The sequence below is a fragment of the Helicobacter turcicus genome (assembly GCF_019711685.1).
Taxonomy (GTDB): domain Bacteria; phylum Campylobacterota; class Campylobacteria; order Campylobacterales; family Helicobacteraceae; genus Helicobacter_D; species Helicobacter_D turcicus.
The window spans coordinates 59,445-83,843 of sequence record NZ_JAIGYQ010000002.1; the positions used below are offsets into that span (position 1 = coordinate 59,445).

The 24,399-nt window shown below is 36.2% G+C and carries 22 protein-coding genes; 12 read left to right on the forward strand and 10 right to left on the reverse strand.

Annotated features, from left to right (window positions below; genetic code table 11):
- The first annotated feature begins 64 nt into the window (after positions 1 to 64).
- From pyrH to trpB, 8 genes are read left to right on the forward strand one after another with little or no spacing between them, the layout of a single operon-like run.
- A complete protein-coding gene (pyrH, locus tag K4G57_RS01880; protein ID WP_221531591.1) occupies positions 65 to 778 on the forward strand; it encodes a UMP kinase in 714 nt (237 codons plus the stop codon).
- 24 nt (positions 779 to 802) lie between these two features.
- A complete protein-coding gene (locus K4G57_RS01885; RefSeq protein ID WP_221531590.1) occupies positions 803 to 1,021 on the forward strand; it encodes a DNA-directed RNA polymerase subunit omega in 219 nt (72 codons plus the stop codon).
- 31 nt (positions 1,022 to 1,052) lie between these two features.
- Positions 1,053 to 3,200 carry a RelA/SpoT family protein gene (locus K4G57_RS01890; protein WP_221531589.1) on the forward strand — a complete coding sequence of 716 codons (2,148 nt, stop codon included), beginning with the start codon at positions 1,053 to 1,055 and terminating at the stop codon, positions 3,198 to 3,200.
- Positions 3,201 to 3,216: 16 nt separating this feature from the next.
- Positions 3,217 to 4,425: a tyrosine--tRNA ligase gene (tyrS, locus tag K4G57_RS01895; RefSeq protein WP_221531658.1), complete on the forward strand. Its 1,209-nt coding sequence runs from the start codon at positions 3,217 to 3,219 to the stop codon at positions 4,423 to 4,425.
- 10 nt (positions 4,426 to 4,435) lie between these two features.
- Positions 4,436 to 5,527 (forward strand): nitronate monooxygenase, encoded by a 1,092-nt coding sequence (locus K4G57_RS01900; protein WP_221531588.1) that lies wholly within the window; start codon positions 4,436 to 4,438, stop codon positions 5,525 to 5,527.
- Positions 5,524 to 6,660 (forward strand): N-acetylmuramoyl-L-alanine amidase family protein, encoded by a 1,137-nt coding sequence (locus K4G57_RS01905; RefSeq protein WP_221531587.1) that lies wholly within the window; start codon positions 5,524 to 5,526, stop codon positions 6,658 to 6,660. The genes K4G57_RS01900 and K4G57_RS01905 overlap by 4 nt, the downstream gene beginning before the upstream one ends.
- Positions 6,661 to 6,670: 10 nt before the next feature.
- Entirely contained in the window at positions 6,671 to 7,507 is an 837-nt protein-coding gene (locus K4G57_RS01910) for a hypothetical protein (protein ID WP_221531586.1), read from the forward strand.
- Positions 7,508 to 7,518: 11 nt separating this feature from the next.
- A complete protein-coding gene (gene trpB, locus K4G57_RS01915; protein WP_221531585.1) occupies positions 7,519 to 8,727 on the forward strand; it encodes a tryptophan synthase subunit beta in 1,209 nt (402 codons plus the stop codon).
- A gap of 105 nt (positions 8,728 to 8,832) precedes the next feature.
- Here the strand turns inward: trpB and K4G57_RS01920 are convergent, their stop codons facing one another.
- Genes K4G57_RS01920 through accD form a run of 4 tightly spaced genes read right to left on the reverse strand, consistent with a single transcriptional unit; the run spans position 8,833 to position 11,541 of the window.
- Positions 8,833 to 9,852 (reverse strand): hypothetical protein, encoded by a 1,020-nt coding sequence (locus K4G57_RS01920; RefSeq protein WP_221531584.1) that lies wholly within the window; start codon positions 9,850 to 9,852, stop codon positions 8,833 to 8,835.
- 1 nt (position 9,853) lies between these two features.
- A complete protein-coding gene (dksA, locus tag K4G57_RS01925; protein WP_221531583.1) occupies positions 9,854 to 10,207 on the reverse strand; it encodes an RNA polymerase-binding protein DksA in 354 nt (117 codons plus the stop codon).
- 10 nt (positions 10,208 to 10,217) lie between these two features.
- The gene (locus K4G57_RS01930; protein ID WP_221531582.1) at positions 10,218 to 10,685 is read right to left on the reverse strand and encodes a 23S rRNA (pseudouridine(1915)-N(3))-methyltransferase RlmH; all 468 of its coding nucleotides are present in this window, start codon (positions 10,683 to 10,685) and stop codon (positions 10,218 to 10,220) included.
- 7 nt (positions 10,686 to 10,692) lie between these two features.
- Positions 10,693 to 11,541 carry an acetyl-CoA carboxylase, carboxyltransferase subunit beta gene (accD, locus tag K4G57_RS01935; RefSeq protein WP_221531581.1) on the reverse strand — a complete coding sequence of 283 codons (849 nt, stop codon included), beginning with the start codon at positions 11,539 to 11,541 and terminating at the stop codon, positions 10,693 to 10,695.
- Between the two features lie 107 nt (positions 11,542 to 11,648).
- Here accD and K4G57_RS01940 point away from each other — a divergent pair, with 107 nt between their 5' ends.
- Complete coding sequence (locus K4G57_RS01940) at positions 11,649 to 12,419, forward strand: MnmC family methyltransferase (RefSeq protein ID WP_221531580.1); 771 nt, start codon at positions 11,649 to 11,651, stop codon at positions 12,417 to 12,419.
- Between the two features lie 26 nt (positions 12,420 to 12,445).
- Here K4G57_RS01940 and K4G57_RS01945 read toward each other — a convergent pair whose 3' ends face one another.
- The 3 genes from K4G57_RS01945 to K4G57_RS01955 are packed head-to-tail and all read right to left on the reverse strand — an operon-like array spanning position 12,446 to position 15,045.
- Positions 12,446 to 13,288 carry a c-type cytochrome gene (locus tag K4G57_RS01945; RefSeq protein WP_221531579.1) on the reverse strand — a complete coding sequence of 281 codons (843 nt, stop codon included), beginning with the start codon at positions 13,286 to 13,288 and terminating at the stop codon, positions 12,446 to 12,448.
- 13 nt (positions 13,289 to 13,301) lie between these two features.
- A complete protein-coding gene (locus K4G57_RS01950; RefSeq protein WP_221531578.1) occupies positions 13,302 to 14,531 on the reverse strand; it encodes a cytochrome b in 1,230 nt (409 codons plus the stop codon).
- Positions 14,532 to 14,541: 10 nt separating this feature from the next.
- On the reverse strand, positions 14,542 to 15,045 hold the full coding sequence (locus tag K4G57_RS01955) for a Rieske 2Fe-2S domain-containing protein (RefSeq protein WP_221531577.1): 504 nt from the start codon (positions 15,043 to 15,045) through the stop codon (positions 14,542 to 14,544).
- A 235-nt stretch (positions 15,046 to 15,280) separates the two neighbouring features.
- Between K4G57_RS01955 and K4G57_RS01960 the strand changes: the two genes are divergently transcribed.
- The 3 genes from K4G57_RS01960 to K4G57_RS01970 all read left to right on the forward strand — a co-directional run bounded on the left by K4G57_RS01960 (position 15,281) and on the right by K4G57_RS01970 (position 19,565).
- The gene (locus K4G57_RS01960; protein ID WP_221531576.1) at positions 15,281 to 16,648 is read left to right on the forward strand and encodes an MATE family efflux transporter; all 1,368 of its coding nucleotides are present in this window, start codon (positions 15,281 to 15,283) and stop codon (positions 16,646 to 16,648) included.
- Between the two features lie 127 nt (positions 16,649 to 16,775).
- Positions 16,776 to 18,188: an aspartate ammonia-lyase gene (locus K4G57_RS01965; RefSeq protein ID WP_221531575.1), complete on the forward strand. Its 1,413-nt coding sequence runs from the start codon at positions 16,776 to 16,778 to the stop codon at positions 18,186 to 18,188.
- Positions 18,189 to 18,221: 33 nt separating this feature from the next.
- The gene (locus tag K4G57_RS01970; protein ID WP_236033165.1) at positions 18,222 to 19,565 is read left to right on the forward strand and encodes an anaerobic C4-dicarboxylate transporter; all 1,344 of its coding nucleotides are present in this window, start codon (positions 18,222 to 18,224) and stop codon (positions 19,563 to 19,565) included.
- Positions 19,566 to 19,598: 33 nt separating this feature from the next.
- Here the strand turns inward: K4G57_RS01970 and K4G57_RS01975 are convergent, their stop codons facing one another.
- The 3 genes from K4G57_RS01975 to secA are packed head-to-tail and all read right to left on the reverse strand — an operon-like array spanning position 19,599 to position 24,305.
- Positions 19,599 to 20,504 carry a radical SAM/SPASM domain-containing protein gene (locus K4G57_RS01975; RefSeq protein WP_221531574.1) on the reverse strand — a complete coding sequence of 302 codons (906 nt, stop codon included), beginning with the start codon at positions 20,502 to 20,504 and terminating at the stop codon, positions 19,599 to 19,601.
- Positions 20,497 to 21,735 carry an ABC transporter permease gene (locus tag K4G57_RS01980; RefSeq protein ID WP_221531573.1) on the reverse strand — a complete coding sequence of 413 codons (1,239 nt, stop codon included), beginning with the start codon at positions 21,733 to 21,735 and terminating at the stop codon, positions 20,497 to 20,499. The genes K4G57_RS01975 and K4G57_RS01980 overlap by 8 nt, the downstream gene beginning before the upstream one ends.
- Entirely contained in the window at positions 21,735 to 24,305 is a 2,571-nt protein-coding gene (gene secA, locus K4G57_RS01985; RefSeq protein ID WP_221531572.1) for a preprotein translocase subunit SecA, read from the reverse strand. Before secA ends, K4G57_RS01980 begins: the two co-directional genes overlap by 1 nt.
- Between the last annotated feature and the right edge of the window lie 94 nt (positions 24,306 to 24,399).

Sequence of the window (24,399 nt, forward strand, 5' to 3'; positions counted from 1 at the left end):
ATTATTAAGTAAGTTTTGACTAGAATTCCGAACTTTAATTATTATTAAAATAAAGGCAAAGCAAATGGCAAAGCGCGTTTTAGTTAAGTATTCAGGGGAGGCGTTGGCTGGTGAGAGTGGCTTTGGAATTGAAAGTAAAATTTTAGATTATTTAGCAAGTGAGATTAAAACGCTTGTGGAAAATGGCATTGAAGTTGGAATCGTAATTGGTGGTGGGAATTTCGTGCGTGGTGTGAGTGCTTCAAAGGGAGGATTGATTCGTCGCACAAGTGGAGACCATATGGGAATGTTAGCAACCGTAATTAATGGTGTAGCAATGCAAGAAGCATTGGAGTATTATGGTATTGATGTGCGTGTGCAAAGTGCGCTAGAGATTAAAGAAGTATGTGAGAGCTACATTAATCGTCGTGCAATTAGACATTTAGAAAAGGGACGTGTTGTGATTTTTGTTGCAGGCACTGGGAATCCGTTTTTTACTACAGATACGGCAGCGACACTGCGCGCAGTAGAAATTGAAGCGGAGATGATTATTAAAGCTACAAAGGTTGATGGTGTGTATGATAAAGATCCCGCGAAGTTTAGTGATGCGGTAATGCTAGAGAAAATTAGCTATGAACAGGCTTTGAGAGATGATATTAAGGTGATGGATGATACTTCTATCGCACTTGCAAAGGACAATAATCTTCCTATTGTGGTTTGCAATATGTTGCGCGCTGGGAATTTGTTAAAGGTCATTCAAGGTGATTTTGGCGCAGTGTGCTCAAAAGTATTCGGCTAATAAGTTTATAAAAGGAAAAGAATAATGAGAATTGAAAAAATTGCTTCAGCGGCGTTAGATAGAGTTAATGGGGATAGATATTTATTATCAAATATTTTATTTACAAGAATTGATGAGCTAAGTCGTGGTGCAAAACCACTTGTAAATAAAGATGTGAAAGTGGATAAACTCTCCGATATTGCTTTACTTGAAGTAGCAGAAGGAAAAATTGGCTTAGACAAAATTGAAGAGGTTCAAAACTAAGAATTTTTTAAGAAGTAGATTAAGGTAGAGTTTGAAGTTTTTAGAGCAAATTGCAGAGATTTCTAGTCCAAAAGCGGCATTGGAGTTATTGTATTCTATGGTGGAGATGACACCAAATATCCAAAACGCAATTACTTTTGCAACAGAAGCACATAAATTGCAAAAGCGCAAAAGCGGAGAACCTTATATTGTGCATCCGTTACTTGTGGCATGTATTGTTTCGTATTTTGGCGGAGATGAAGAAATGGTGTGTGCTGCACTACTTCATGATGTGGTGGAAGATACGGATTATACGCTTGAGGATGTAAGACGTGATTATGGTGAAGATGTGGTATCTTTAGTTGATGGTCTAACCAAAATTGTAGCAATTCGCGCAGAAGAGTTTCCCTCCTCACATTCTAATGAAAAGCTAGTTGTTGCGGCTCTAAGCTTTAGAAAAATGCTCATTACTTCAGTCAAAGATGTGCGTGTGCTTGTAGTAAAGCTTTGTGATAGATTACATAATATGCTGACACTTGATGCGCTTGCTTCAAATAAACAACGTAGAATTTCAGAAGAAACACTTGTTGTCTATGCTCCTATTGCCCATAGACTTGGGATTTCCTCGCTTAAAAATGAGTTAGAGGATAGAAGTTTTTACTATATTTTTCCACAAGATTATCGCAAAATTGACACATATTTTCAAAGTCATAAACAAACAATTCAATTAAAACTTAATGCCTTTATTCAAAAGGTCAAAAAAAGCTTGATTCAAGGTGGAGTTCCAGAGGGGGATTTTACGATTGCAAGTCGTGTGAAAAGGCATTATTCTATTTATCTAAAAATGCAACGCAAAGGAATCTCAATTGATGAGGTGTTAGATTTACTAGCAATTCGTGTGATTGTGAAATCTCCGCTAGAGTGCTATCGTGTGCTTGGAATCTTGCATTTGCGTTTTAAGCCCATTATGTCGCGTTTTAAAGACTATATAGCTTTACCTAAAGAGAATGGTTACCAAACAATTCATAGCACACTTTTTGACGATTCTGCGATTTTTGAAGTGCAAATTCGCACAGAGGATATGCATAAGAGCGCAGAATATGGAATTGCAGCGCATTGGAAATACAAAACCGGTGGTAATAGCGGTCCTAGCCTTGATTGGCTTAATAAATTGCAGTTCCAAAACAACTCTGTCGAGGAGTTTTACGAGCTTGTGAAAAACGATTTGTATAGAGAAGATATTGTGGTGTTTTCTCCCGATGGTGATAATTATTCCTTGCCTATTGGTGCAGTAGTGCTTGACTTTGCTTATGCAGTGCATACAGAAGTTGGGAATCGCGCAAAAGAAGCTTATGTTAATAATCAAAAAACTTCACTCTTAACAACACTTAAAAGTGGTGATATTGTCAAAATTATTACCGCAAAAGATACGATTTTGCGCTGTTCTTGGATGGATGCAGTAAAAACTTCGCGCGCAAAAAGTCAATTAAAGATGAATTGTGCTAGCAGGATTAAGGAGATTGAGCGCAAAAGTGCAATTAATATCATTGCTACAATCTTTGGGAAGAGCGCAGAAGAGATTGAAAATTATGTCGTGCAAAATAATCTTGAAGATTTGGTGTATCGCGCAACGACAGATATTAGTTATCTTAAAGATATTAAGAATCGTATTAAGAATGACTATCGTCAAAATGCTGGGTTTTTGGAACAGATTAAAATTAGAATCCTAAAATTAAAAGAGTTGCATTTTGATAACCTTGTGATTCAAACAAACCATACAATTAATCAAGCAGTGTTTGATTATTGTTGTCATCCAAAGTTTGGGGATTCCATTATTGCTTTTAAAAGTGGTTCTAAAGCTTTTGTGCATCATAAACTTTGCGATAGAGCGTATTTGGAAATCCAAAAGGGCGTTAAAATGCTCTATGTAGATTGGCTAGAAGATAAGCTTCAGGCTTATAAATTAATTGTGGCATTGGAGAATCAAAAGGGCGTGTTAGCGAACTTTTTGACATTTTTAGCAAAGCACGATATTAATGTGCTAGGCGTGGAGTTAGGTTCGCAAAAAAGCACTTATGCGACACATTGTGAGTTGCGCTTTGAAAGCAATATTTCAGACTTAAAAGCAATTAGAAGCTTGCTTGGCAGTAACTATAAAATTATTGATGTGTATGCGCTAAAAGACGCGTATGCAAGTTAAGGGAGAGAAAATGTGTGTGGAATCCAAAATCAATGAAGCTTTAGCAGAGATTAAACGCGGTGTGCAGGAGATTATTGGATTTGATTATATTAAAGAACTCGTAGTAAGGTATTTTAAAGAGGGCAAAACTTACACCATTAAAGCAGGATTTGATCCAACGGCTCCAGATTTGCATTTAGGACACACTGTGCTTTTGCAAAAGTTAGCAACCTTTCAAAAATATGGCGCAAAAGTATTTTTTCTCATTGGTGATTTTACAGGAATGATTGGCGATCCATCTGGTAAAAGTGAGACTAGAAAGCCTCTAAGTAAAGAGCAAGTTTTACAAAATGCTAAAACTTATGAAGAGCAAGTTTATAAAGTGCTTGATTCTTCTAAAATGGAGATTGTGTTTAACTCTAAATGGTTAGATTCTTTAGGGACGCGCGGAATGATTGAGCTTGCAGCAAAATTTTCAGTTGCAAGAATGCTAGAACGTGATGATTTTGAAAAACGTTTTAAAGCGCAAAACCCAATTAGTATTGTAGAGTTTTTTTATCCGCTTTTGCAAGGTTATGATTCAGTGGCTCTAAATTGTGATATTGAGTTTGGTGGCACAGACCAGAAGTTTAATTTACTTATGGGTCGTCATTTGCAACGCGCGTATGGGCTAGAAAAAGAGCAGTCTGTTGTGATGGTGCCATTGCTTGAGGGCTTAGATGGTGTGCAGAAAATGAGTAAAAGCCTTGGAAATTATGTAGGCATCACGCAAGAGCCAAAGGAAATGTTTGGACGTCTTTTGAGCATTTCAGATTCCTTAATGTGGCGCTATTATGAGCTTTTAAGCACAAAAAGCCTACAAGAGATTGAAGCACTAAAACAAGGTGTAGGAAATGGAGAGTTGCACCCAAAAGCAGTGAAAGAAGATTTAGCCCTAGAGATTATCACACGTTATTATGATAGAGATGCTGCAATTGCGGCAAAGGAAGAGTTTGCAAGAGTTTTTAGTAAAGACGAGTTACCAAGTGATATGCTAACATTTATAAAAGAAAAAGGAATTTGGATTGCACAATTGACACAAGAGTGTGGATTATGCAGTTCTAATTCTGAAGCATTACGTGCAATTAAACAAGGTGCTTTAAAGTTAAATGGTCAAAAAGTAGAGGATTCTAAGTTAAATTTGCAAGAGGGCGAATATGTCTTGCAGGTTGGAAAACGCAAGTTTGTAAAAGTGATTATTAAATAAAAGGAAATTTATGCCAAATACGACACTAAAACCCATAAAAATCGGTAAATACACAATTGAGATTCCTATTTTTCAAGGGGGAATGGGAGTTGGGATTAGTTGGGATAAACTTGCAGGAAGTGTCTCAAAAACAGGAGCTATGGGGATCGTGTCGTGTGTGGGGACTGGGTATTATCAAAAAAGTGCATTTATCCAAAAAGCAGTCAAGAATCGCCCATTTGATACGTTAAATTTCTATTCTAAGGAATCCTTGTTTGAGATTTTTAAAAATGCTAGAAAAATTTGTGGCGAGAATCCATTAGGTGCGAATATCCTTTATGCGATTAATGAGTATGGGCGTGTGGTAAGGGACGCGTGTGAAGCAGGTGCTAATGCGATTATTACAGGGGCTGGATTGCCCACAAATATGCCCGAATTTACAAGTAATTTTCCAAATGTCGCACTCATTCCAATTGTTTCATCAGCTAAAGCATTAAAGATTCTATGTAAGCGTTGGGAAGGGCGCTATAAAAGGATTCCAGATGCAGTTATTGTAGAGGGTCCTTTAAGTGGTGGGCATCAAGGGGTGAGCTATGAGGACTGCTTTAAGCCAGAACATCAGCTAGAGGCGGTTGTGCCTGAAGTGCTAGAAGAGAGTAAGAAATGGGGGGAGATTCCACTTATTGCTGCAGGAGGGATTTGGGATAGAAAAGATATTGATAGCATTATGCAGCTTGGGGCAAGTGGTGTGCAAATGGGGACTCGCTTTTTGGGTGCTAAAGAATGTGATGCAAGCTTTTATAACACGCTTATGCCAAAAGTAAAAAAAGAGGACATTGAATTGATTAAATCTCCAGTTGGTTACCCAGCACGTGCAGTTGTTACGGGTGTAATTAAGGGATTAAGAGAGGGTAGGTTGCCTAAGATTGCTTGTATTAGTAATTGCGTTGCTCCTTGCCATAGGGGCGAAGAGGCAAAGAAAGTGGGTTATTGCATTGCAGATGGTTTAGGTGATGGTTATTTGGGCGATTCAGAAAATGGCTTGTATTTCACTGGGGCAAATGGATATAGAATTGAAAAAATCCAAAGCGTGCAAGAAATCATTAATGAATTAAGTCAATGATACGTCTGATTATTGCGTTTTGCTTATGTTCTACACTGCTTTTAGCAGATTTGAAAATTACAGCTGTTAAGCAGCTACAAGATGGAATCGCACTAGATTTTAATACAAATATTAAAAAGAATGCTTTTAAGCGCTTTGTATTAGAAAATAAAGATGCAATTCGTTATGTGTATGATATTAACGCAGAGCTCTTGGGTTCTGCAAGAGTGTTTGATTTTCAAGATAATGCAAGCATTAAAATCGCACAAAATTCTAAGGAGAAAGTGCGTCTTGTTATTGCGCTTCCAAAGCGAGCAGAGATTGATTTAGATGTTGAAAAAAAGCGTGCAAACTTTAGGATTCCAAACCTAAAGATGCAAACAGATAGCATTTCCATTGCTGCATTGTTTGATAGAAAAGCCACGCAAAAGGTGGAATCTAGAATTAATAAAACACCACAAAAAATAGCTACGACAAAAGGTAAGATTATTGTTGTAGATCCAGGTCATGGCGGTAAGGATTGTGGGGCGATTGGTGTGGAGAAAGTGTGTGAGAAAGCCATAGTGCTAAAGATTGGCAAATATTTGAGTGATGAGCTTAGGAAACGTGGTTATAGGGTGTATATGACACGGCAAAAAGATGTGTTTATTGGATTACGTCAAAGAACGACTTTTGCAAATAATAAAAATGCAGATTTGTTTATTTCTATCCATGCTAATGCAATTGCGGAGAATAAGGCGAAGTTTGAGGGGGTTGAGAGCTATTTTCTTTCTACTGCAAGAAGTGAACGCGCTAAGAAAGTGGCGGCTTTAGAAAATAAAGATGATACAGAAGTGATGAATTATTTCTCCAAACAATCCTTTTTAAATACACTAAACACACAAAGAATTGTAGCTTCTAATAAGCTTGCTATTGACATCCAATACGGAATACTTCAAGAATTGCGTCAAAAGTATAAAGGTATTATAGATGGTGGTGTGCGTGAGGGACCTTTTTGGGTGCTTGTGGGTGCGCTTATGCCTTCTGTGCTTTTAGAAGTGGGCTACATTACTCACCCAACAGAGGGTAAGCGCATTAATCAAAGTGCTTACCAAAAAGCACTTGCACTAGGAATTGCTGATGGTGTGGATGGGTATTTCCAAAAAAATCCATAAAGGTTAAAGAATGCGTAAAATTACTATCCCATATTTAGTTTTTACCTCTTTGTATTTTGTGTTAGCACTTTTTACGATTCTAATGTTAGTTTTAACGAGCTGTTTTGATGAGTTTGGGCAAATGTTTCGTCTAACTACGCAACCTTTTGGGGTATATTTTGATATTGGAATCGTTTTATTAACTTGTAGTGTGATTGTAGCGATTTTTAATATTGTGCGTATTTATATTAGCCATCTACCAAAGCTGTATAGCGTTGCTATTGGGGTTGTGCTGTGCGGTTTTTTATTCTTGCTTTATAGTGAGATGTTTTTGCTAGAGCGCGTGTTTTTAGATATTTTCTCTCTTGAGGACTCCATTGCTCTAAATAATGAAAATATTTTTTATAAAAATGCATATCAAATCATCACGGATTATTTATTCTATTGCTTTTTTATCCTGCTTCCCTTTATTGCGTATCTTATTAATTTAAGTTTTGACAAAAGTGCTATTGGAAAGGTTTTGCAATTGACTCAGCCGAGTTTTAATGTAATGATTTGTGCGCTTTTTGGTTTTGCAATTACACCATTTTTTAAAAGTGGAATGTATGGCTATGTGGATTTAGGATTATTTTGCTTAGGACTTTATTTTGTGGGGCATTACTGCTTTAAACGTTATAGTAGTATAGATTCCTATGAATATTTTAATGTGTTTTTATTGCTTGTGGTGTTCCTTGTAATGCTCTTTGGAGATTTTAAGTTTGTCAATGGAGAATCATATTTTGAGGTGCGCAAAGTATTTTATATCTTAGTATTATTTGGTTGGAGTAATAGTTGGATGATGAAGCTAACAACCAAAAGAAAAACATAAAAGGAGAAGATATGCAAAAACCTTATTTAAAAGAGTTTCCAAATGCAGAAGGATTTTTTGGGAGCTTTGGTGGAAGTTTCGTGCCAAGTGCAATTAAAAAGGCAATGGATGAAATTAACATAGCTTATGATTTAATTGCGAAAAATAGTGATTTTATTACGGAATTGCGCAAAATTAGGAAGCATTTTCAAGGTCGTCCTACACCAATTTACTTTGCGCACAACTTAACAAAAAAATACGGTGGAGCTGGGATTTATCTAAAGCGAGAGGATTTAAATCACACAGGAGCGCATAAATTAAATCATTGTATGGGTGAGGCACTTTTAGCAAAATTTATGGGCAAAAGAAAACTTATCGCAGAAACTGGAGCTGGACAACATGGTGTAGCTCTAGCAACGGCTGCAGCGTATTTTGGGCTAGAGTGTGAAATTCATATGGGTGAAGTGGATATTGCAAAAGAGCATCCAAATGTTATTAGAATGAAGATTTTAGGGGCTAAGGTTGTGCCTGTTAGCTTTGGCGCAAAAACACTAAAAGAAGCTGTGGATTCTGCATTTGAAGCATATTTGAAAGATTTGGATAACTCTATTTATGCTATTGGCTCTGTAGTTGGTCCTCATCCTTTTCCTAAAATGGTGCGTGATTTTCAAGCCATTGTCGGTGTGGAATCTAGGGAGCAGTTTTTAGAAATGACGGGAGAGTTGCCAGATATTGTAACAGCTTGCTTAGGTGGAGGAAGTAATGCGATGGGGATTTTTAGTGGGTTTATCGATGATCCTGTTGAGCTTGTTAGCGTTGAGCCATTAGGGCTAGGTAGTAAGCTTGGGCAGCATGCAGCAAGTCTTAGTTATGGAAGCGAGGGTGTGATGCACGGATTTAACTCTATAATGTTAAAAGACAAAAATGGTGAACCAGCACCTGTGTATAGCGTGGCAAGCGGGCTTGATTATCCAAGTGTGGGACCAGAACATGCATATTTAAAGAGTATTAAGCGCACAAAAACTGCGACAATTTTGGACAAAGAAGCCATTAATGCGTTTTTTGAGTTAAGCAGGAATGAAGGGATTATTCCAGCAATTGAATCTAGTCATGCTGTTGCCTATGCGCTAAAAATTGCTCCAGAACTAAAGGGTAAAAAGATTCTAATTAATCTTAGCGGCAGAGGGGATAAGGATATTGATTTTGTCGTAGAAAAATATGGTTATGGGGAATTAGTTTGAAATTAGGTCAAAGTTAGAGTCAAGAAATTAAGGCTTTCCTTTATGCAAAGGAAAGCAAAAAATTAATAGAGGGCTTTAAAAAAATAGAATCTAAATTTAGATAAGTTAATCAAGCAAGAAAAGTTCTAGCGGATATTTCTTTCCAAAATCTTTTAAATCCAAATATGCGCGCACCTTTAGTAATTCATTATCCAGATGCGTTTTTAAACGTTCTCTTGCTTCTTCTAGCATTTCAAGTTCTAGTAGAACATAAAAATACGCGACTTCAGCCTTTTCATCTTGGGTTGCTAATTCTTCAAATAAACCTACCCAACTTTCAGGTTCATAGCATTCTTTCATCTTTTGAGCAAGCAATAAATAGTCTTGCTTGCTATACCCTACTTCTGCACAAAGTTGAGCAATTTCTTTATTGCTAAAGTCTATTTTCTTTGCATAGCACATTTCAAGGATTATGTTTGTAATATCTTTATTGAGTTTTACTGCACCAACAAAGCGCTTAATATCTTTTAGATTGTCGCTTTCAAGGAGCTTTTTTAGGGCTGCACGTTTGTATGTTTCATCGAAGTTCGCACGTTTTAGCACTTCTGTAGCAAACTTCTCATCATGTTGGATTTGGTTAAGTGTGTTTTGGCGCACAAAAGGTGATTTATCATTAGGATTAAACTTTTTTAAATTAACATATTCTCCGCGCTTTAAATCTCCTAAAAGCTCAATAAGTTCATCTATTCTAGCTTCGCCACTTTTTAGTGCAACCCCTTCTTTAACATCAAAGGTTAGGTTATTTAGTAAAATAGAGAGGGATTTATAGCGATTCATTGTGGGTTGCTTGAGTGTGGAATTTTTCCCTAGAAGTTGATTTTCTAGTTGCTCAAGCAGGATTTTATAGTCGTTTTTATATTTTGTACGTTTGCGCCACATTCTGTATGTGCCACCTGCTTCCAAAAACACAACGATAATAAAAAATGCAACAACAGGTAAAATATACCAAATAGCCACAGGTAAAGTGATGCTTCTTGTGCTAAATGGGAGCATAAAAGTGTAGCTTTCTCCACTTAAGCTATAAACATAAAGTCCTAAGAGCACAATAAAGACAAATAATGCACCAATGTAATACTTAAATTTCATATTAATCCTTTGAATTTTTTTCTACAATTTCTCGGCATACTATACAATATTTTGCATGTGGTTTTGCTTTTAAGCGCTCTTTTGCAATGGGCTCATCGCACATTTCACAGACTCCATAAGTGTCTTGTTCGATTTTTGTAAGGGCAGAATCAATGTATTCAAGTTCTGTGTTATGGTTTGTAAAAATTGAGCTATCTAGAGTGTTTTTCATATGCATTGCAACATGGTCAGCCTCATCAAAGGATAAACCACGTATATTTTCCATAGATTTGCAATGCTCTAGATTGTTATCTAGGATTGCTTGGCGCTTTTGTAGTAATACCTTTTTAAAGTTTTCCAATTCCTCTTGTCGCATCTGTTTCCCTTTATTTATGATATGGATGATTATTGAGTAAGCAAAATGCACGATAAATTTGTTCGCTTAACACCACTTTAGTAATCTTGTGACTAAATGTCAATGGTGAGAGTGAGATTTGTGTATTACAATTTTGGGTAAAATTTTCTTCAAGCCCATAAGCTCCGCCGATAAAAAATGCAACTTCTCCCTTATCTTGTAAGATTTTTGCAAAAGCAAAGGAATCCAAAGTTCTAGCATTTGGTGTTAGAGCAATTTTGTAAGTGTTTTGCTTTAAAACTTTTAAAAAAGCCTGTGTATAGGATTTTTGTGCTTCAAGTGGTTCTTGTTTTTGACTCTCTTTAATGTGTTTGGAGAAGAGGTTAATAAACTCTATCTTTGCCCCAAAGTTTGCACAAAGGGTAGCAAATTCATTACAAAGCGTAGTGCTTAAATCTTTATTATTTTTTGCAATATAATAGATATTAACTTTTATCATAGGATTTTTATGCTTGGGCTGTAAAATACTCCAATATTTGAGCAATGGTTTTTTTCATATCTTTGCGTTGGACAATCATATCAATAAGTCCATGCTCAAGTAGAAATTCCGCAGTTTGGAATCCTTGTGGTAAATCTGTGCCAATAGTTTGTTTAATCACCCTTGCTCCTGCAAAACCAATCATTGCACCAGGTTCTGCCATAATCACATCGCCCAAAAACGCAAAGGATGCGCTCACTCCTCCCATTGTTGGATCGCTTAGCACGGAGATAAAAGGTAACCCCGCTTGACTTAGTGCATTAAGCGCGGCAGAAGTCTTTGCCATTTGCATTAAGGAATAAGTGGATTCTTGCATTCTAGCACCACCGCTAGTGCTAACGATAATAAGTCCTTGTTTTTTTTCTATGGCTCTTGCAATGGCACGTACGATTTTTTCTCCTTCAACAGAAGCAAGTGAGCCACCCATAAAACTAAAATCAAAAAGGGCAATTTGCGCACTAATTCCATTTATTGTGCATTCTCCACTTACAATAGAACTCGGTCGTCCGCATTTGCTAGCATTTTCTTCAACACGTTTTTTGTAACTTTTTTTATCTACGAAACCTAGCGGATCGTTTGGGCTTAGCTCTTTATCAAACTCTATGAAGCTACCTTCATCACACATTAAAGTGATTCTATCTTGCAGATTAATACGCATATGAAAGTTACATTTTGGGCAGGTGTAGTGTTGGGTAATAATTTCTTTGTAATACATTAGCGCATTACAACTAGGACATTTAATCCAATGGCTTGGAGCTTCCTTTGGCAAGGCTCTTTCATCTTTTGTAAAGTTCTTAAAAAAATCTGCAAACCCCATTGTGCTTCCTCGTATAAGTCTTACTAAATGCAATACTTTTGTAATTTTGTAAAAACAGCTAGAATTATATAAAATTATCCATCAATTTTCACTAAAGACGATAAAAAATGCAGATTCTAACAAAAGATACAAGTGTAACACTCTATAATGCTCACTTTGATGAGGCTTACCATAATGTAAATGATGGAGCCTTGCAAGAAACACTTCATAAGCATATTCTGCCTGTTTTATATCTAAAAAAAGAGGTCAAAGTTCTCAATGTGCTAGATATTTGTTTTGGGCTTGGGTTTAATATTTTAGGCTTACATTATGCGATAAAACAATGGGGGTTTAGCGGAGTAGTGTGTGTGGATTCTTTAGAGCTAGAGCTTGTGAGTGATTTGTGCCAACATCCCTATCCTAAGGAATTTGGAACTGCAAAAGCAATGGTTAGTGCATTAGCAAAAGAATCCGCATTTAAACAAGGGGATTTTAGTGTGGCATTGCATTTAGGTGATGCAAGAGAGATTTTAAGAGATTTTTTAAAAGAGGTTAAGAAAGGTAAGATAGCAAAATACAATGTGATTTTTCAAGATCCTTTTAGTCCTTTAAAGAATCATCATTTATGGACTTTTGAATATTTTAAAACTTTATATACGTTAAGCAGTGATGATGTGATAATTACCACTTATAGTCATAATTCTTGTATGCTTTATTCTGCATTTTTAGCAGGATTCCACTCTTTTAAATTAGTGCAAAAAAATGTGCGTGATTCTGTAATTTTTGCTAAAACACAAACACTACCAAAAATAGATTTGGAGTTTGTGGAGAGGGTGATTAAGATTGATATAGAGCATAAGGTCAAAACAAATACAAACCTAAAAGGTTTGTATGATTGAAGTTAAAGCGAGAAAATCCTTGCTTTTTAGTGCGTATCTTTCCAAATTTTGCGCTTCCATAGGTATGCAATTACACCCATAAATACCATAAAGATTACAAGTTTATAGCCTAGAGACTCTCTTTCTTCTTTTTTGCTATCACCCACAGATTCCATATAAGTGATCACTTGATGTTCTGCAGTTTTTGTTAAACCAACGCGTGGCATTGCAGTCCCCGGAAGAATTTTTTGTGGATCGTTGATGAAGTTGTGGAGATATTCCATATTGCGACTACGAATCATCATGGATAAATCTGGAACTTTTGTGCCTAGATAAGTTGTTACTCCGCCATCTGCTTGCCATTTATCATAGCGCACATTGTGGCAACGACCACAAGCGTCAATAAAGATTTCTTTATTGCTTAGCTCTTTTGGCGCAATGCTTTGGAGATAGGCAACCATGTCGGCAATTTCTTTATCGCTCATCCAATTGTATGATGGCATTGGATGTGTGCCATTGTATTTATGTGTTTGTTTTGTTGAAACTGCTATATCTTTAATGACGTTAGAAAGGAAATTTTTCTCATAAATTAACCCAGCAGAAGATAAATCCGGTGGTAATACTCCATACGCTGCAACAGCATCTTCTGGGGCAAATGGAGATTCTAATCCTTCAGTTTTAATAGAATGGCAAGCTGTGCAGTTTGCACTTACTAGCTCTTTACCATTTGCAATGTTGCCTTCACTTGTTTCAAGAGGCTTTAAATCTGCAAAGGTATAGTCTGCTGGAGCAATCTTTGGATACATTTGTCCATGTGCAAAAGGTTCAACTCCCCAATAAATAATTCCCGTAATGACTACAACAATAATTAATGCTAAGAATTCTTTCATACCAATCTCCTTCTTAAGCTTGCTTTTTATCTTCAATTTTAGTGATGATTGGCAAGAATACAAATAACAACACTAAGAATGCAATTGTTGCCACAAAGCCAATGTAAGCATTAGCTCCCGTTGGAGGAAGTTTTCCCCAAATTGTTAGGATAATCATATCTGCAACTAATAACCAATAGAAAATCATAAAGCCCGGACGCTTGTGTGCTGGTGCAACAACTTTACTGCGATCTAACCATGGCAGTAGGATAAATACAACATTTGCGATTCCAAATGCGATAAGCCCTAAATCTGCACTGAAGAAAAATCCACGTAAAATCTCATAACTCCATAAGAAATACCATTCAGGATAAATGTGTGGAGGTGTTTTTAGATGGTCTGCTGGGTCAAAGTTAATAGGGTCTAGTGCAAAGCTATAATGGTAACAAGTGAGGTAGAATAAAATCGCTAAGAAGAAGCTTGCTACAAAGAAATCTTTGGATAAAAACATTGGCCAAAACGGAATCACTTTGGATTCTTTTTTGTTGCCTGCTTTAAATTTCTCTGCTTCTGCTTCAAAATCAATCTCTTCGCCATACATATTATTAACATGTGGGATTCTTAAAGAATAAAAATGCACAGCAATAACAAGCATAATCACAACCGGAAGCAATACAACATGTAACATAAAGAATCTTGTTAGTGTTGCATCCGCAACGATGAAGTTTCCACGAATCCATACAACTAACTCAGGACCAATTACAGGGATTCCACCAAATAAGTTTGTAATAACTGCTGCTGCCCAATAACTCATTTGTCCCCAAGGCAACATGTAGCCACTAAATGCCTCTGCGGAGAATAAACCAAAGAGAATCATACCAGTTACCCAAATCATCTCACGTCCTTGTTTGTAAGAACCATAATAAATTGCTACAAACATGTGGATATAAATGATTAAGAAACAAACAGAAGCACTCACTGCATGTAAATGTCGCCAAAGCCAACCATAAGCCACTTCCTGCATAATGGTGTAATTTACGCTATCAAATGCAAGTTTAGTATCTGGCTTGTAATACATTAGTAAGAATAACCCAGAAACTACCAAAAGTGTAAATAAAATCACCAAAATAACACCCATTGCCCATAGGAAATTGATATTTTTTGGAATCCAATATTCTGTCATTAAAACTTTCATTAAAGGCTTAACCGCTAACCTTTGATCTAGCCAATCAATAATGCCATTTGCTTTTTGAATTTGTGCCATACGCTACTCCTTATGCTTTGCCGACGAGTTTTTGGTATTCTGGACCCTCTTCGCCTAGCACCAATTTTGTTCCATCAATTTTAAAAGGTGGAATCTTCATTGGGGCTGGAGGTGGACCAAAAACTTGTCTTCCACACGCATCAAAGCGACCGCCGTGGCAAGCGCAGTGAAATTCTGTAGAGTTAGAATCATAAGAAGGGATACAGCCTAAGTGTGTGCAGATTTGAATCCCAACACTAAAGCTTGACTCCCCAACAACTACATCTCTTTGTTCGCATTGTTGCATTGCTGCAGTTTTTCTAATCACATATACAGGAGTGCCTCTATACTCAACTTGACGATACTCTCCTTCTTGCATACTGCTTAGATCAACGGTTGTAAATCCAGCTGAAACAACACTTGGTAATGGATCCCAAGAAGACTTCATTGCTACCAATGATGCACCAACACCAACAGCTGCAACAGCCCCAAGAGTCATACCAAGGAAATCTCTACGATTGACATTTTCTGCCATCATTTCCTCCTAAAAAAGTATAAATCTTAAAGTAAAAGCGTTAAAAAACGCTTAATTCTAGCAGAAGGAAACTTTATTTTTAGAAAAGTAAGTAAATTTTTCACAAAAAAATAAAAAATGTTTCAAAAATGCAAACATTATATTGCGTTAGAGGCTCCATAATTCTTGGGTTAATTTTTAAGTGGGAGTTGTGCTACAATTGTGCGTAAATTTCTAAAGATTTTAGGAGGGGGTGATGGCGCAAACTGCGCAAAAGTCTAAAGGTGATTTAAAAACACTTGGAATCCCAAAATTATTTTTTTCTTATTTTTTACCCGCACTTATCGCAATGCTTGCACTCTCTAGTTATTCTACTATCGATGGAATCTTTGTCGGTAAAAAACTTGGCGAAAATGCTCTTGCTGCAATTGGAATTGCGTGGCCTATCTTTCCTGTGTTAATCGCCTTTGAATTGCTCTTTAGTGTGGGTGGAGCAACAATGGCTTCTTATTTTTTAGGGCGCAATAAAGCATTGCATGCAAGAGTTGTTTTTAGTTCTGTGTTTTACTTTGCTCTAATTACTAGTGTGTTTGGCGGAGTCGTATTATTTGTTTTTAGCAATTCCATTGCTTTAATGTTAGGAAGTAGTGTGCAACTTTTGCCTTATGTGAAAGACTATACTGAAGTCATTTATTTAGGGGCTTTTATTATTGTCTTGCATCCTATGCTAGATATTTTTGCAATCAATGACAAACAACCTGTTTTAGCAATGGCGGCAATGGTGGCTGGTGCATTTTCTAATATTGTATTAAATTATATATTTTTATTTGTTTTGGAACTTGGAATTGCAAGTAGCGCCTTAGCTACACTTCTAGGACATGGCATTGGAATGTGTATTTTAATCCAGCATTTTTTACGTAAAAAAGGTGATTTATTTTTGGTGCGCTCCTTTAATATCTATGCGCTCTTAAATGCCACAAAAAACGGAATCCCACAAAGCAGTTCAGAAGTTAGCGTGAGTGTAATGATGTTAGTTTTTAATCACACAATTTCAAGCATTGCAGGAGATAGGGGACTTGCTATTTATAGCGTGATTATGTATATTGGAATCATACCTTTTACGATTCTTTTATCAATGGCACAGGGTGTGCAACCTATTGCAAGTTTTAATTATGGAGCAAAACTAATGGAACGTGTGATAGGGATTTTTAAATTTGGTCTATTTTTTAGTTTGATAGGTGGAATCGTGTTATATGGGTTGTTTTATGTGTGTTCCCCATATCTTGTGAGTTGGTTTTTGCCTGATGATATTGCAGTACGTGATGTAAATTTGCTAAAGGATACACAAGATTCTATTCGGTTGTATTTTTTAGGCTACGCGCTTTTGGGGGTAAATATTGTAAGTGCTATATTTTTTCAATCTATCCAAAGAACACTTAGCTCTTTTGTGATTACGTTTGCCTATACGCTTGTGTTTGCACTACTTTTTGTAGGGATTTTGCCAAATTTTTATGGTTTTGTTGGTGTAATGCTTTCTTATCCCTTGGGGATTTTATGCGCGACTTTTGTTGTAGGTGGAGTTGTGCTGTATGAGCGCAAAAAAGGAATCTTGAAAAATATTTGAATGCAAGACTTAAAACAATAAACTAAATAGCATAAATCAAAAAGTAGTAAGTTTTTTAAGAGTAATATTCGCTCCATAAAGATTATAGAGTTAATCTTTAAATTTAGATTCTTATAGAAAGGCTTTCATGGGAACAAGAAAAGAACATGATTTTATTGGTGAATTAGAAATCTCTGATGATGTTTATTATGGGGTGCAGACTTTTAGAGCACTTGAGAATTTTCAAATGAGCGGAAGAAAACTAAAAGATTATCCTTTCTTTGTCAAGGCATTTGCGCAAATTAAAAAAGCAGCAATACTTGCTAACAAAGAAGTAGGCGTTTTAGATGCAGACAAAGCAGATGTATTAGTAAAAGCGTGCGATAGACTAATCGCTGGCGAGTTTATTGAGCAGTTTGTTGTAGATATGATTCAAGGTGGTGCTGGAACTTCAACGAATATGAATGTCAATGAAGTGCTTACAAATATTGCACTAGAGAGTATGGGACACAAGAAGGGCGAATATCAATATCTTCACCCAAATGACCATACAAATTTAGGGCAATCTACAAATGATACTTACCCAAGCTCAATTAAAGTGGCGACATATACGAAATTAGGTGATTTGCTAAAAGCTATGGAAGAGCTAAAAAGTGAGCTTGAGATCAAAGCAGAAGAATATAAAGATATGATTAAAATGGGTAGAACAGAGCTTGAAGATGCTGTGCCTACGACTTTAGGTAATACTTTTAACGCATTTGCTACTTATATTAAGACGGATATTGAGAGATTGACTTATGCAAGAAGCGTAGTAGAAACTCTAAATATGGGTGCAACAGCTATTGGAACAGGAATTAACTGCCATCCTGATTATAAAAATATTGTCGAGAAAAAACTTAATGAAATCACGGGGGGTAATTTCAAGCCCGCAGAAAACTTAATTGCCGCAACACAAGATACAGCAGATTTTGTGTTTGTAAGTGGCGCGCTAAAAACAGCAGCAGTGAGATTAAATAAAATTGCAAACGATATGCGTTTAATGAATTCTGGTCCAAGATGCGGTTTGGGGGAAATTAATTTACCTAAAATGCAACCTGGAAGTTCAATAATGCCGGGTAAGGTTAATCCTGTGATTTGTGAAGTCGTGCAAGAAGCTTGCTATGAAGTCATCGGAAATGACACAACAATTATGCTTTGTAGCGAGAGGGGAGAATTTGAACTTAATGCAGTAGAACCAGGAATTGCGTATGCGCTGTTTAATTCTTTGGTGCTTTTAGAAAATGCTATGAAAACTTTAGCGCAAAAAGCAGTAAAACATTTAACAGCAAATGCAGAAGCTTGCAAGCAATCTGTGCTTAACTCTATTGGAATCGTAACTGCATTTAACCCAGTGTTAGGCTATGAAAAATCTGCTAGCATTGCAAAAGAAGCATTACAAACAGGTAAAGCAGTGGGTGATATTTGTTTGGAGAGAGGATATTTACCAAAAGAAGAGATTGATAAAATTTTAGACCCTAAAAATATGCTAAATCCGCAAATGAAGAAAAAAAGAGACGCTTAAGTCTTAAGAAAAATTAAAAAGTAAGGAAAAATAATGGATATCATGTTAATACTTCAGATAATCGTTCTGCTTGGAGCGATTTTTGTAGGTATCCGTCTAGGTGGAATTGGAGTTGGTTATGCCGGAGGTATTGGAGTTGTTATTTTGGGTTTAGCATTAGGAATGAAGCCCGGTAGCATTCCATGGGATGTTATTTTGATTATTATGTCAGTTATTGCTGCAATTTCAGCAATGCAACTTGCGGGAGGCTTAGATTATTTGGTGCAAATTGCAGAGAAAATTCTGCGTTCAAATCCAAAATATATCAATTATCTTGCCCCAACTGTTACTTATTTTTTGACGGTTTTAGCAGGGACAGGACACACAGCATTTTCAATGATTCCTGTTATTGTAGAAGTAGCAAAAGAACAAAACATTAAACCATCAGCCCCGCTTTCCATTGCTGTTGTAGCTAGTCAAATTGCAATTACCGCAAGCCCTGTTAGTGCGGCTGTTGTTTATATGACAGGTGTCTTAGAGCCTTTAGGGTGGAGTTATCCGCTACTGCTTGGAATTTGGATTCCAACAACATTTATTGGTTGTATGCTAACAGCGTTTGTTGTTACAATATTCTCAAATCTTGATTTAAGCAAAGATCCTGTGTATCAAGAAAGATTAGCACAAGGTTTGGTTAAACCAGCAGTTGGCGCACAAAATATGGGATTAAAAGAGGGTGCAAAACTTTCTGTTGGAATCTTTTTAATCGGAGTTTTATTTGTTGTTTTATACGCAACAGCAATTTCAAAAATTGGTGGAGAGGCGGTATTAATTGAAAATGTGATTGTTCCTAGAGATGCAGCAATTATGAGCTTTATGCTAGCAGTTGCAACATTAATCGTAATTTTCTGCAAAGTTGAAACTAGTAAAATTGCCGATACAAGCGTGTTTAAATCTGGTATGGTTGCTTGTGTGTGTGTTCTTGGCGTTGCTTGGCTTGGAAATACATTTGTAGGTGGATATACAAATGAAATTAAAGATTTAGCAGGAAACTGGGTGCAACAAGTTCCTTCGTTGTTAGCTGTTATTTTCTTCTTTGCAGCAACGCTTCTTTATTCTCAAGCAGCAACTGCAAAAGCAATTACTCCTGTTGTTGTCGCGGCACTTGGAATCACAGCAGCAAATCCCGGGGATTCCTATATGCTTGTAGCTTCATTTGCGGCAGTTTCTGCGCTTTTTGTTCTTCCAACTTATCCTACACTTCTAGGAGCGGTCCAAATGGACGATACGGGTTCTACAAGACTTGGTAAATACATTTTTAATCACGCCTTTTTAATTCCGGGCGTCTTAGCTATCGCATTTTCTGTTGCTTTAGGCTTTGTAGCGACTGCATTATTTTAATTAGACTTCCTGCAAGTGCAGGAAGTTTTGTCTCTATTTTTTAGATTCCTTTTTAATATTTTTCTGGTTTAAATCTTTTGATTTTAAAGAATTAGGATATTTGCAAGCTTGACAAAGAGATTCAATACGCGCATTGTTTTTAAATCCATTAATTAAATCTATTCTACGTTTAGATTCTAAGATTTCTCTAAAGTTTTGCGTTTTTATGTCTCCTAGTGTGATTTCTCCTTTAGTATCAAAACAACAAGGAACAACGCGTCCATCGCATAAGATTCCAAGTTGCTTACTAGCCCCATAACAAAAGCCTCTTGTATGTTTTATTGTATTTTCTGTATCCACCCATTCAAAAAAAGGTGCACCAATCAAGTGGATTTTATAGGAAAGGCGAGTTTTAAGAGGAGAGATAGAGGATAAGTTAAAATGCTTCTGCAAAGTTTCATAAATAGTTGCATTGCATTTTGGTGCTTTGAAGTTGCTATTTAGATTCCATAATCTTAAATTGATAAACTTCTCACTTTGTTTTGCTTGGTGTTTTTGACAGAGTTCTAAGACTTTTTGCAAATATGATTCTAACAGCATTGGTTGTTTTTGATAGAGTATGCTAGTTAGCGAGATATTGATTTGATGCACATTTGGATATTCAAGTAAAAGTGCAATGTTTTGAGGATTTAAAAAGAATCCGCTTGTGGTAATATCAAGCTTTAAATCCTTTGCGGAATCCAAATAATCTTTTAGATTATTTATGCTTAGTGGGTCTCCTAGAATGTGCAAGGAACAGAGCTTTGTGTAAGGAGAAATCTCTTGTGAGATTTTATTAAAAAGCTCTAATGGCATTATTTTCTTTGCTTCTTTTTTAGGTGTGCAAAAGCTACAATGCAAACCACAAAAATTTGTAATTTCTACAAAGATTTTTTCAAACTCCTTGTAAGTCTTACTCATTGCGCAAAACTTGCAACGGATCTATTTGTGTTGCCTTTTTTGCTGGATAATAAGAAGATAAAAATACAATCACAAAAGAGCCAATTAAAATCGCTCCTAAGTCAATAAGTGAGAGGTCTAGTGGGAGTTTATCACTTCCATAAACATCTGCGGGGAGTGAGATGATTGGAAAATTTGCAAGTGCAAATAAAATAATTGCCGCTAAAAATGCACCAACTAGAATTCCGCTAACACCAATTACATTTCCTAAATAAAGAAAAGTTTTTTTAATTTCTTTAGTGCTTGCACCCATTGTTAAAAGTAGAGCAATTTCTTTGCGTCGATTCATCACGGTCATTAAAAGTGAGCTAATAATATTAAGAGAAGCCACTAAAATAATCAACATAAGCACGATAAACAATGCACGTTTTTCTAACTCTAAGGCGGCGAAGAAGTTACCATTTTGTTCCCACCAACCTACAAAATGCATATAAGGATATTTTTCTTTTAGAGCAATAATATCTTTTTGAGGATTTTTAGAATAAATATGGATTCCATCATACACACCTTGTGGCATTGTTTTAATTGTTTGCAAAGCTTCTAAGGTTGTGTAAATGTAACCTTTATCATAAGCAATAAGCCCAGAGTTAAACACGCCCACTACTTCAAAGCGTTTCATTGTAGGAGTTAGATTAATAGCTGTTGGGCTAAATTGTGTGAAAATAAGCAGTAAATTAGAATTAAAGCGTAGGCGAAACTGCTCTTTAAGGGTTTTGCCGATAATGATTTGAAAAGGTTCTGGCTTGTATGTCTCACCGAGTCTTTCTTTAAAAGTGTGTTGTGTAGAGAGTAGAGCTTCATTAAATACAGGATTTATCGCACTCTCGCGCTCAAAATCTACGCCAAAAACCATTGCTCCTTCAATACTTTCATTTGCTTTTGAGAGTGCTTGTATTTGGATAAAAGGGCTAAATTTTAGGTGTTTGAAGTTTTTTTCTAAATCCATTAAAAGTTCTTCATTAGGACGATTAAAACTAGCACTTACCATAGTTATAGGGTAGTTCATAATAAATAATTTGCGTTCAAATTCCTTATCAAAGCCATTCATAAGTGCCATTGCAACAATAAGCACCATTACGCCAATGCTGACTCCTAAAAACGCTAGAATCGCTGTAATAGAGATAAAAGGTTGTGTTTTATTAAAGCGCAAATAACGACGTATAAGGTAGGAAACTAGACTTTGTTTTAGCATTAGTTCTTAGACTTTCTTGCTAATTCGCCACTTTTTGGTCCGCTCTTTCCACAGCAATCCTTATATTTTCTGCCACTTCCGCAAGGGCAAGGTTCATTGCGCACTGGTTTGCTTTTGAAAAGGGGTGCTTTTGGTTGTGTAGCTTGCACACCTTTTGTGGAATTTGAGAGTTTTTGTCGTGCTGCTTTGGTTTGTTCTGTGTCATCTGTGGCACTTAGTTGGACTTTTTGAAGCATCTTAATTGCTGTATATTTAATCTGTGCAGCAAGTTCAACAAAAAGATTGTAACTTTCTTTTTTATACTCTACTAAGGGGTCTTTTTGATTGTATCCGCGCAATCCGATTCCAGTTTTTAGATTATCCATCACATACAAATGTTCGCGCCATAAGTTGTCTAGCGTTTGGAGATATACAAGTTTTTCAATCTCACTACGTACTTTTGGATTAATGTGTTGCATTTTAACTTCATAATCATGGATTAGAATCTCTTCAATATACTTTTCAAAGTTGTTATTTGTTTTGAAGGATTCCTTTAAACTCTCTTGGTTTAATGTAATATTGAAATCTTCTTTAGCTTGAGCGCAAAGTAGTTCTAGGTTATCATCATCGTTGAAGACTTCACATTTTTCAAGTAGCATCACAATAGAATCTTGGCGATTCTCAATGATTTTGTGAGAAATGCTATAATTTGGGTCTAATAATTCATTGCGCACACGATAAATAGCTTTCCTTTGTTCATTTGCAACATCATCATATTCTAACAAATGCTTTCTTGCTTCAAAGTGCATAGATTCTACTTTTTTTTGTGCATTTTCTACTGAACGTGTAACAAGCTTAGATTCGATATGTTCTCCCTCATCAAGCCCTAGTTTATCCATAATACCCTTAATTTTATCACTTCCAAAAATACGCAATAAGGAATCCTCTAAGCTTAGATAAAATTGGCTAGTTCCCGGGTCGCCTTGTCTCCCGCTACGTCCTCTTAATTGATTATCAATCCTTCTTGATTCATGACGTTCCGTTCCTATGATATAAAGCCCCCCTAATGTACGCACTTCATCATCAATTTTAATATCCACACCACGTCCAGCCATATTTGTAGCAATGGTTACTGCGCCCTTTCTTCCTGCGTCCTTAATGATTTCAGCTTCTTTTGCGTGTTGTTTTGCATTAAGCACAGAGTGTGGAATCCTCTCTTTTTGAAGAAGCTCGTGGATTTTTTCGCTTTTTTCAATGGAAGCAGTTCCCACAAGAATTGGTTGTCCATTTTTGTGAAGTTCTATAATTTTTTGGGTAAGTGCTTTAAATTTCTCTGCTTCTGTTTTATAGATTAAATCGTTCAAATCCTTGCGTTTAACTGGAATATTTGTAGGAATGGAAATCACATCAAGATTGTAAATTTGTAAAAACTCACTTGCTTCAGTTTGCGCTGTTCCTGTCATTCCAGCTAGTTTTTCATAGAGTCTAAAATAGTTTTGATAGGTAATATCTGCTAACGTTTGGGATTCTTCTTTAATTGTTACCCCTTCTTTAGCTTCTAAGGCTTGATGTAAGCCCTCACTAAAGCGTCTTCCCTCACTTAGTCTCCCTGTAAATTCATCAACAATGACAACTTCACCATCACGTAAGACATAATCTTTGTCAATTTTAAAAAGCTTATTTGCCTTTAGAGCTTGATCAAGATGGTGAGCTAAAATCGCATTTTCAATGCTATAGAGATTGTCAATTTTAAAGAGTTTTTCTGTCTCGTTGATTCCCTCTTCAGTTAGTATTATGGTGCGATTTTTTTCATCTATGGTGTAGTGTATTTCTTCTTTGAGTTTTAAAGCAACATTATTAGCAAGTTTGTAGTTATCTAGAGTGCGATTTGTTGGACCAGAAATAACTAAAGGTGTACGTGCTTCGTCAATTAAGATAGAATCTACTTCATCTACAATGGCAAAATGGTGGTATTTTTGCACCTTTTGGTTGTAGTCGTATTTCATATTGTCACGCAAATAATCAAAACCAAATTCGTTGTTTGTGCCATAAACAATATCACAAGAATATTGTGTTAAGCGGTCTGCTTCATCGTAATTTCCACTAAGGATAATTCCAACAGAATAGCCAAGGAATTCATAAAGTGGTCGCATAAGCTCCGCGTCTCTTTGTGCTAGATAATCATTAACAGTTACAATATGCACACTTTTGCCAACCATCGCATTTAAGCACACAGGCAATGTAGCAACAAGCGTTTTTCCTTCCCCTGTTTTCATCTCGGCAATTTTGCCCTCATGCAAGACTATACCGCCGATTAGCTGCACATCAAAATGGCGCATGTTTAACACTCTTTTGCTCACTTCTCTCGTAATTGCAAAGGAATCATAAAGGATTTTATTGAGTATAGATTTTGGATTATCAGCATTTTGAACTTGCTCTTTTAGCGACTTAAAGGCTTCTTGAAGTTCTGTGTTGCCTAAGTTTTGGTATTTTTCTTCAAGGGCATTAATTTTGCGGATTTCTTTACGATAGTGTCCTACTAAGCGATCGTTTTTATTGCTGAAAATCTTTTTTGCAAACTCTAAAATCATATCTAACCTTTGACTAATTTGGGAAAATTCAAATTTATTTGAGTAAATTAAAGGCTGAATTTTAGCATAAATGCTATGTTACTTAGATAAAATA

What these genes read in the sequence shown, in the direction of transcription:
- pyrH (WP_221531591.1), top strand. Translation starts at nt 65, where the DNA reads ATGGCAAAGCGCGTTTTAGTTAAGTATTCAGGGGAGGCGTTGGCTGGT.
- K4G57_RS01885 (WP_221531590.1), top strand. Translation starts at nt 803, where the DNA reads ATGAGAATTGAAAAAATTGCTTCAGCGGCGTTAGATAGAGTTAATGGG.
- K4G57_RS01900 (WP_221531588.1), top strand. Translation starts at nt 4,436, where the DNA reads ATGCCAAATACGACACTAAAACCCATAAAAATCGGTAAATACACAATT.
- K4G57_RS01905 (WP_221531587.1), top strand. Translation starts at nt 5,524, where the DNA reads ATGATACGTCTGATTATTGCGTTTTGCTTATGTTCTACACTGCTTTTA.
- K4G57_RS01910 (WP_221531586.1), top strand. Translation starts at nt 6,671, where the DNA reads ATGCGTAAAATTACTATCCCATATTTAGTTTTTACCTCTTTGTATTTT.
- trpB (WP_221531585.1), top strand. Translation starts at nt 7,519, where the DNA reads ATGCAAAAACCTTATTTAAAAGAGTTTCCAAATGCAGAAGGATTTTTT.
- K4G57_RS01920 (WP_221531584.1), bottom strand. Translation starts at nt 9,852, where the DNA reads ATGAAATTTAAGTATTACATTGGTGCATTATTTGTCTTTATTGTGCTC.
- dksA (WP_221531583.1), bottom strand. Translation starts at nt 10,207, where the DNA reads ATGCGACAAGAGGAATTGGAAAACTTTAAAAAGGTATTACTACAAAAG.
- K4G57_RS01930 (WP_221531582.1), bottom strand. Translation starts at nt 10,685, where the DNA reads ATGATAAAAGTTAATATCTATTATATTGCAAAAAATAATAAAGATTTA.
- accD (WP_221531581.1), bottom strand. Translation starts at nt 11,541, where the DNA reads ATGGGGTTTGCAGATTTTTTTAAGAACTTTACAAAAGATGAAAGAGCC.
- K4G57_RS01940 (WP_221531580.1), top strand. Translation starts at nt 11,649, where the DNA reads ATGCAGATTCTAACAAAAGATACAAGTGTAACACTCTATAATGCTCAC.
- K4G57_RS01945 (WP_221531579.1), bottom strand. Translation starts at nt 13,288, where the DNA reads ATGAAAGAATTCTTAGCATTAATTATTGTTGTAGTCATTACGGGAATT.
- K4G57_RS01950 (WP_221531578.1), bottom strand. Translation starts at nt 14,531, where the DNA reads ATGGCACAAATTCAAAAAGCAAATGGCATTATTGATTGGCTAGATCAA.
- K4G57_RS01955 (WP_221531577.1), bottom strand. Translation starts at nt 15,045, where the DNA reads ATGGCAGAAAATGTCAATCGTAGAGATTTCCTTGGTATGACTCTTGGG.
- K4G57_RS01960 (WP_221531576.1), top strand. Translation starts at nt 15,281, where the DNA reads ATGGCGCAAACTGCGCAAAAGTCTAAAGGTGATTTAAAAACACTTGGA.
- K4G57_RS01965 (WP_221531575.1), top strand. Translation starts at nt 16,776, where the DNA reads ATGGGAACAAGAAAAGAACATGATTTTATTGGTGAATTAGAAATCTCT.
- K4G57_RS01970 (WP_236033165.1), top strand. Translation starts at nt 18,222, where the DNA reads ATGGATATCATGTTAATACTTCAGATAATCGTTCTGCTTGGAGCGATT.
- K4G57_RS01975 (WP_221531574.1), bottom strand. Translation starts at nt 20,504, where the DNA reads ATGAGTAAGACTTACAAGGAGTTTGAAAAAATCTTTGTAGAAATTACA.
- K4G57_RS01980 (WP_221531573.1), bottom strand. Translation starts at nt 21,735, where the DNA reads ATGCTAAAACAAAGTCTAGTTTCCTACCTTATACGTCGTTATTTGCGC.
- secA (WP_221531572.1), bottom strand. Translation starts at nt 24,305, where the DNA reads ATGATTTTAGAGTTTGCAAAAAAGATTTTCAGCAATAAAAACGATCGC.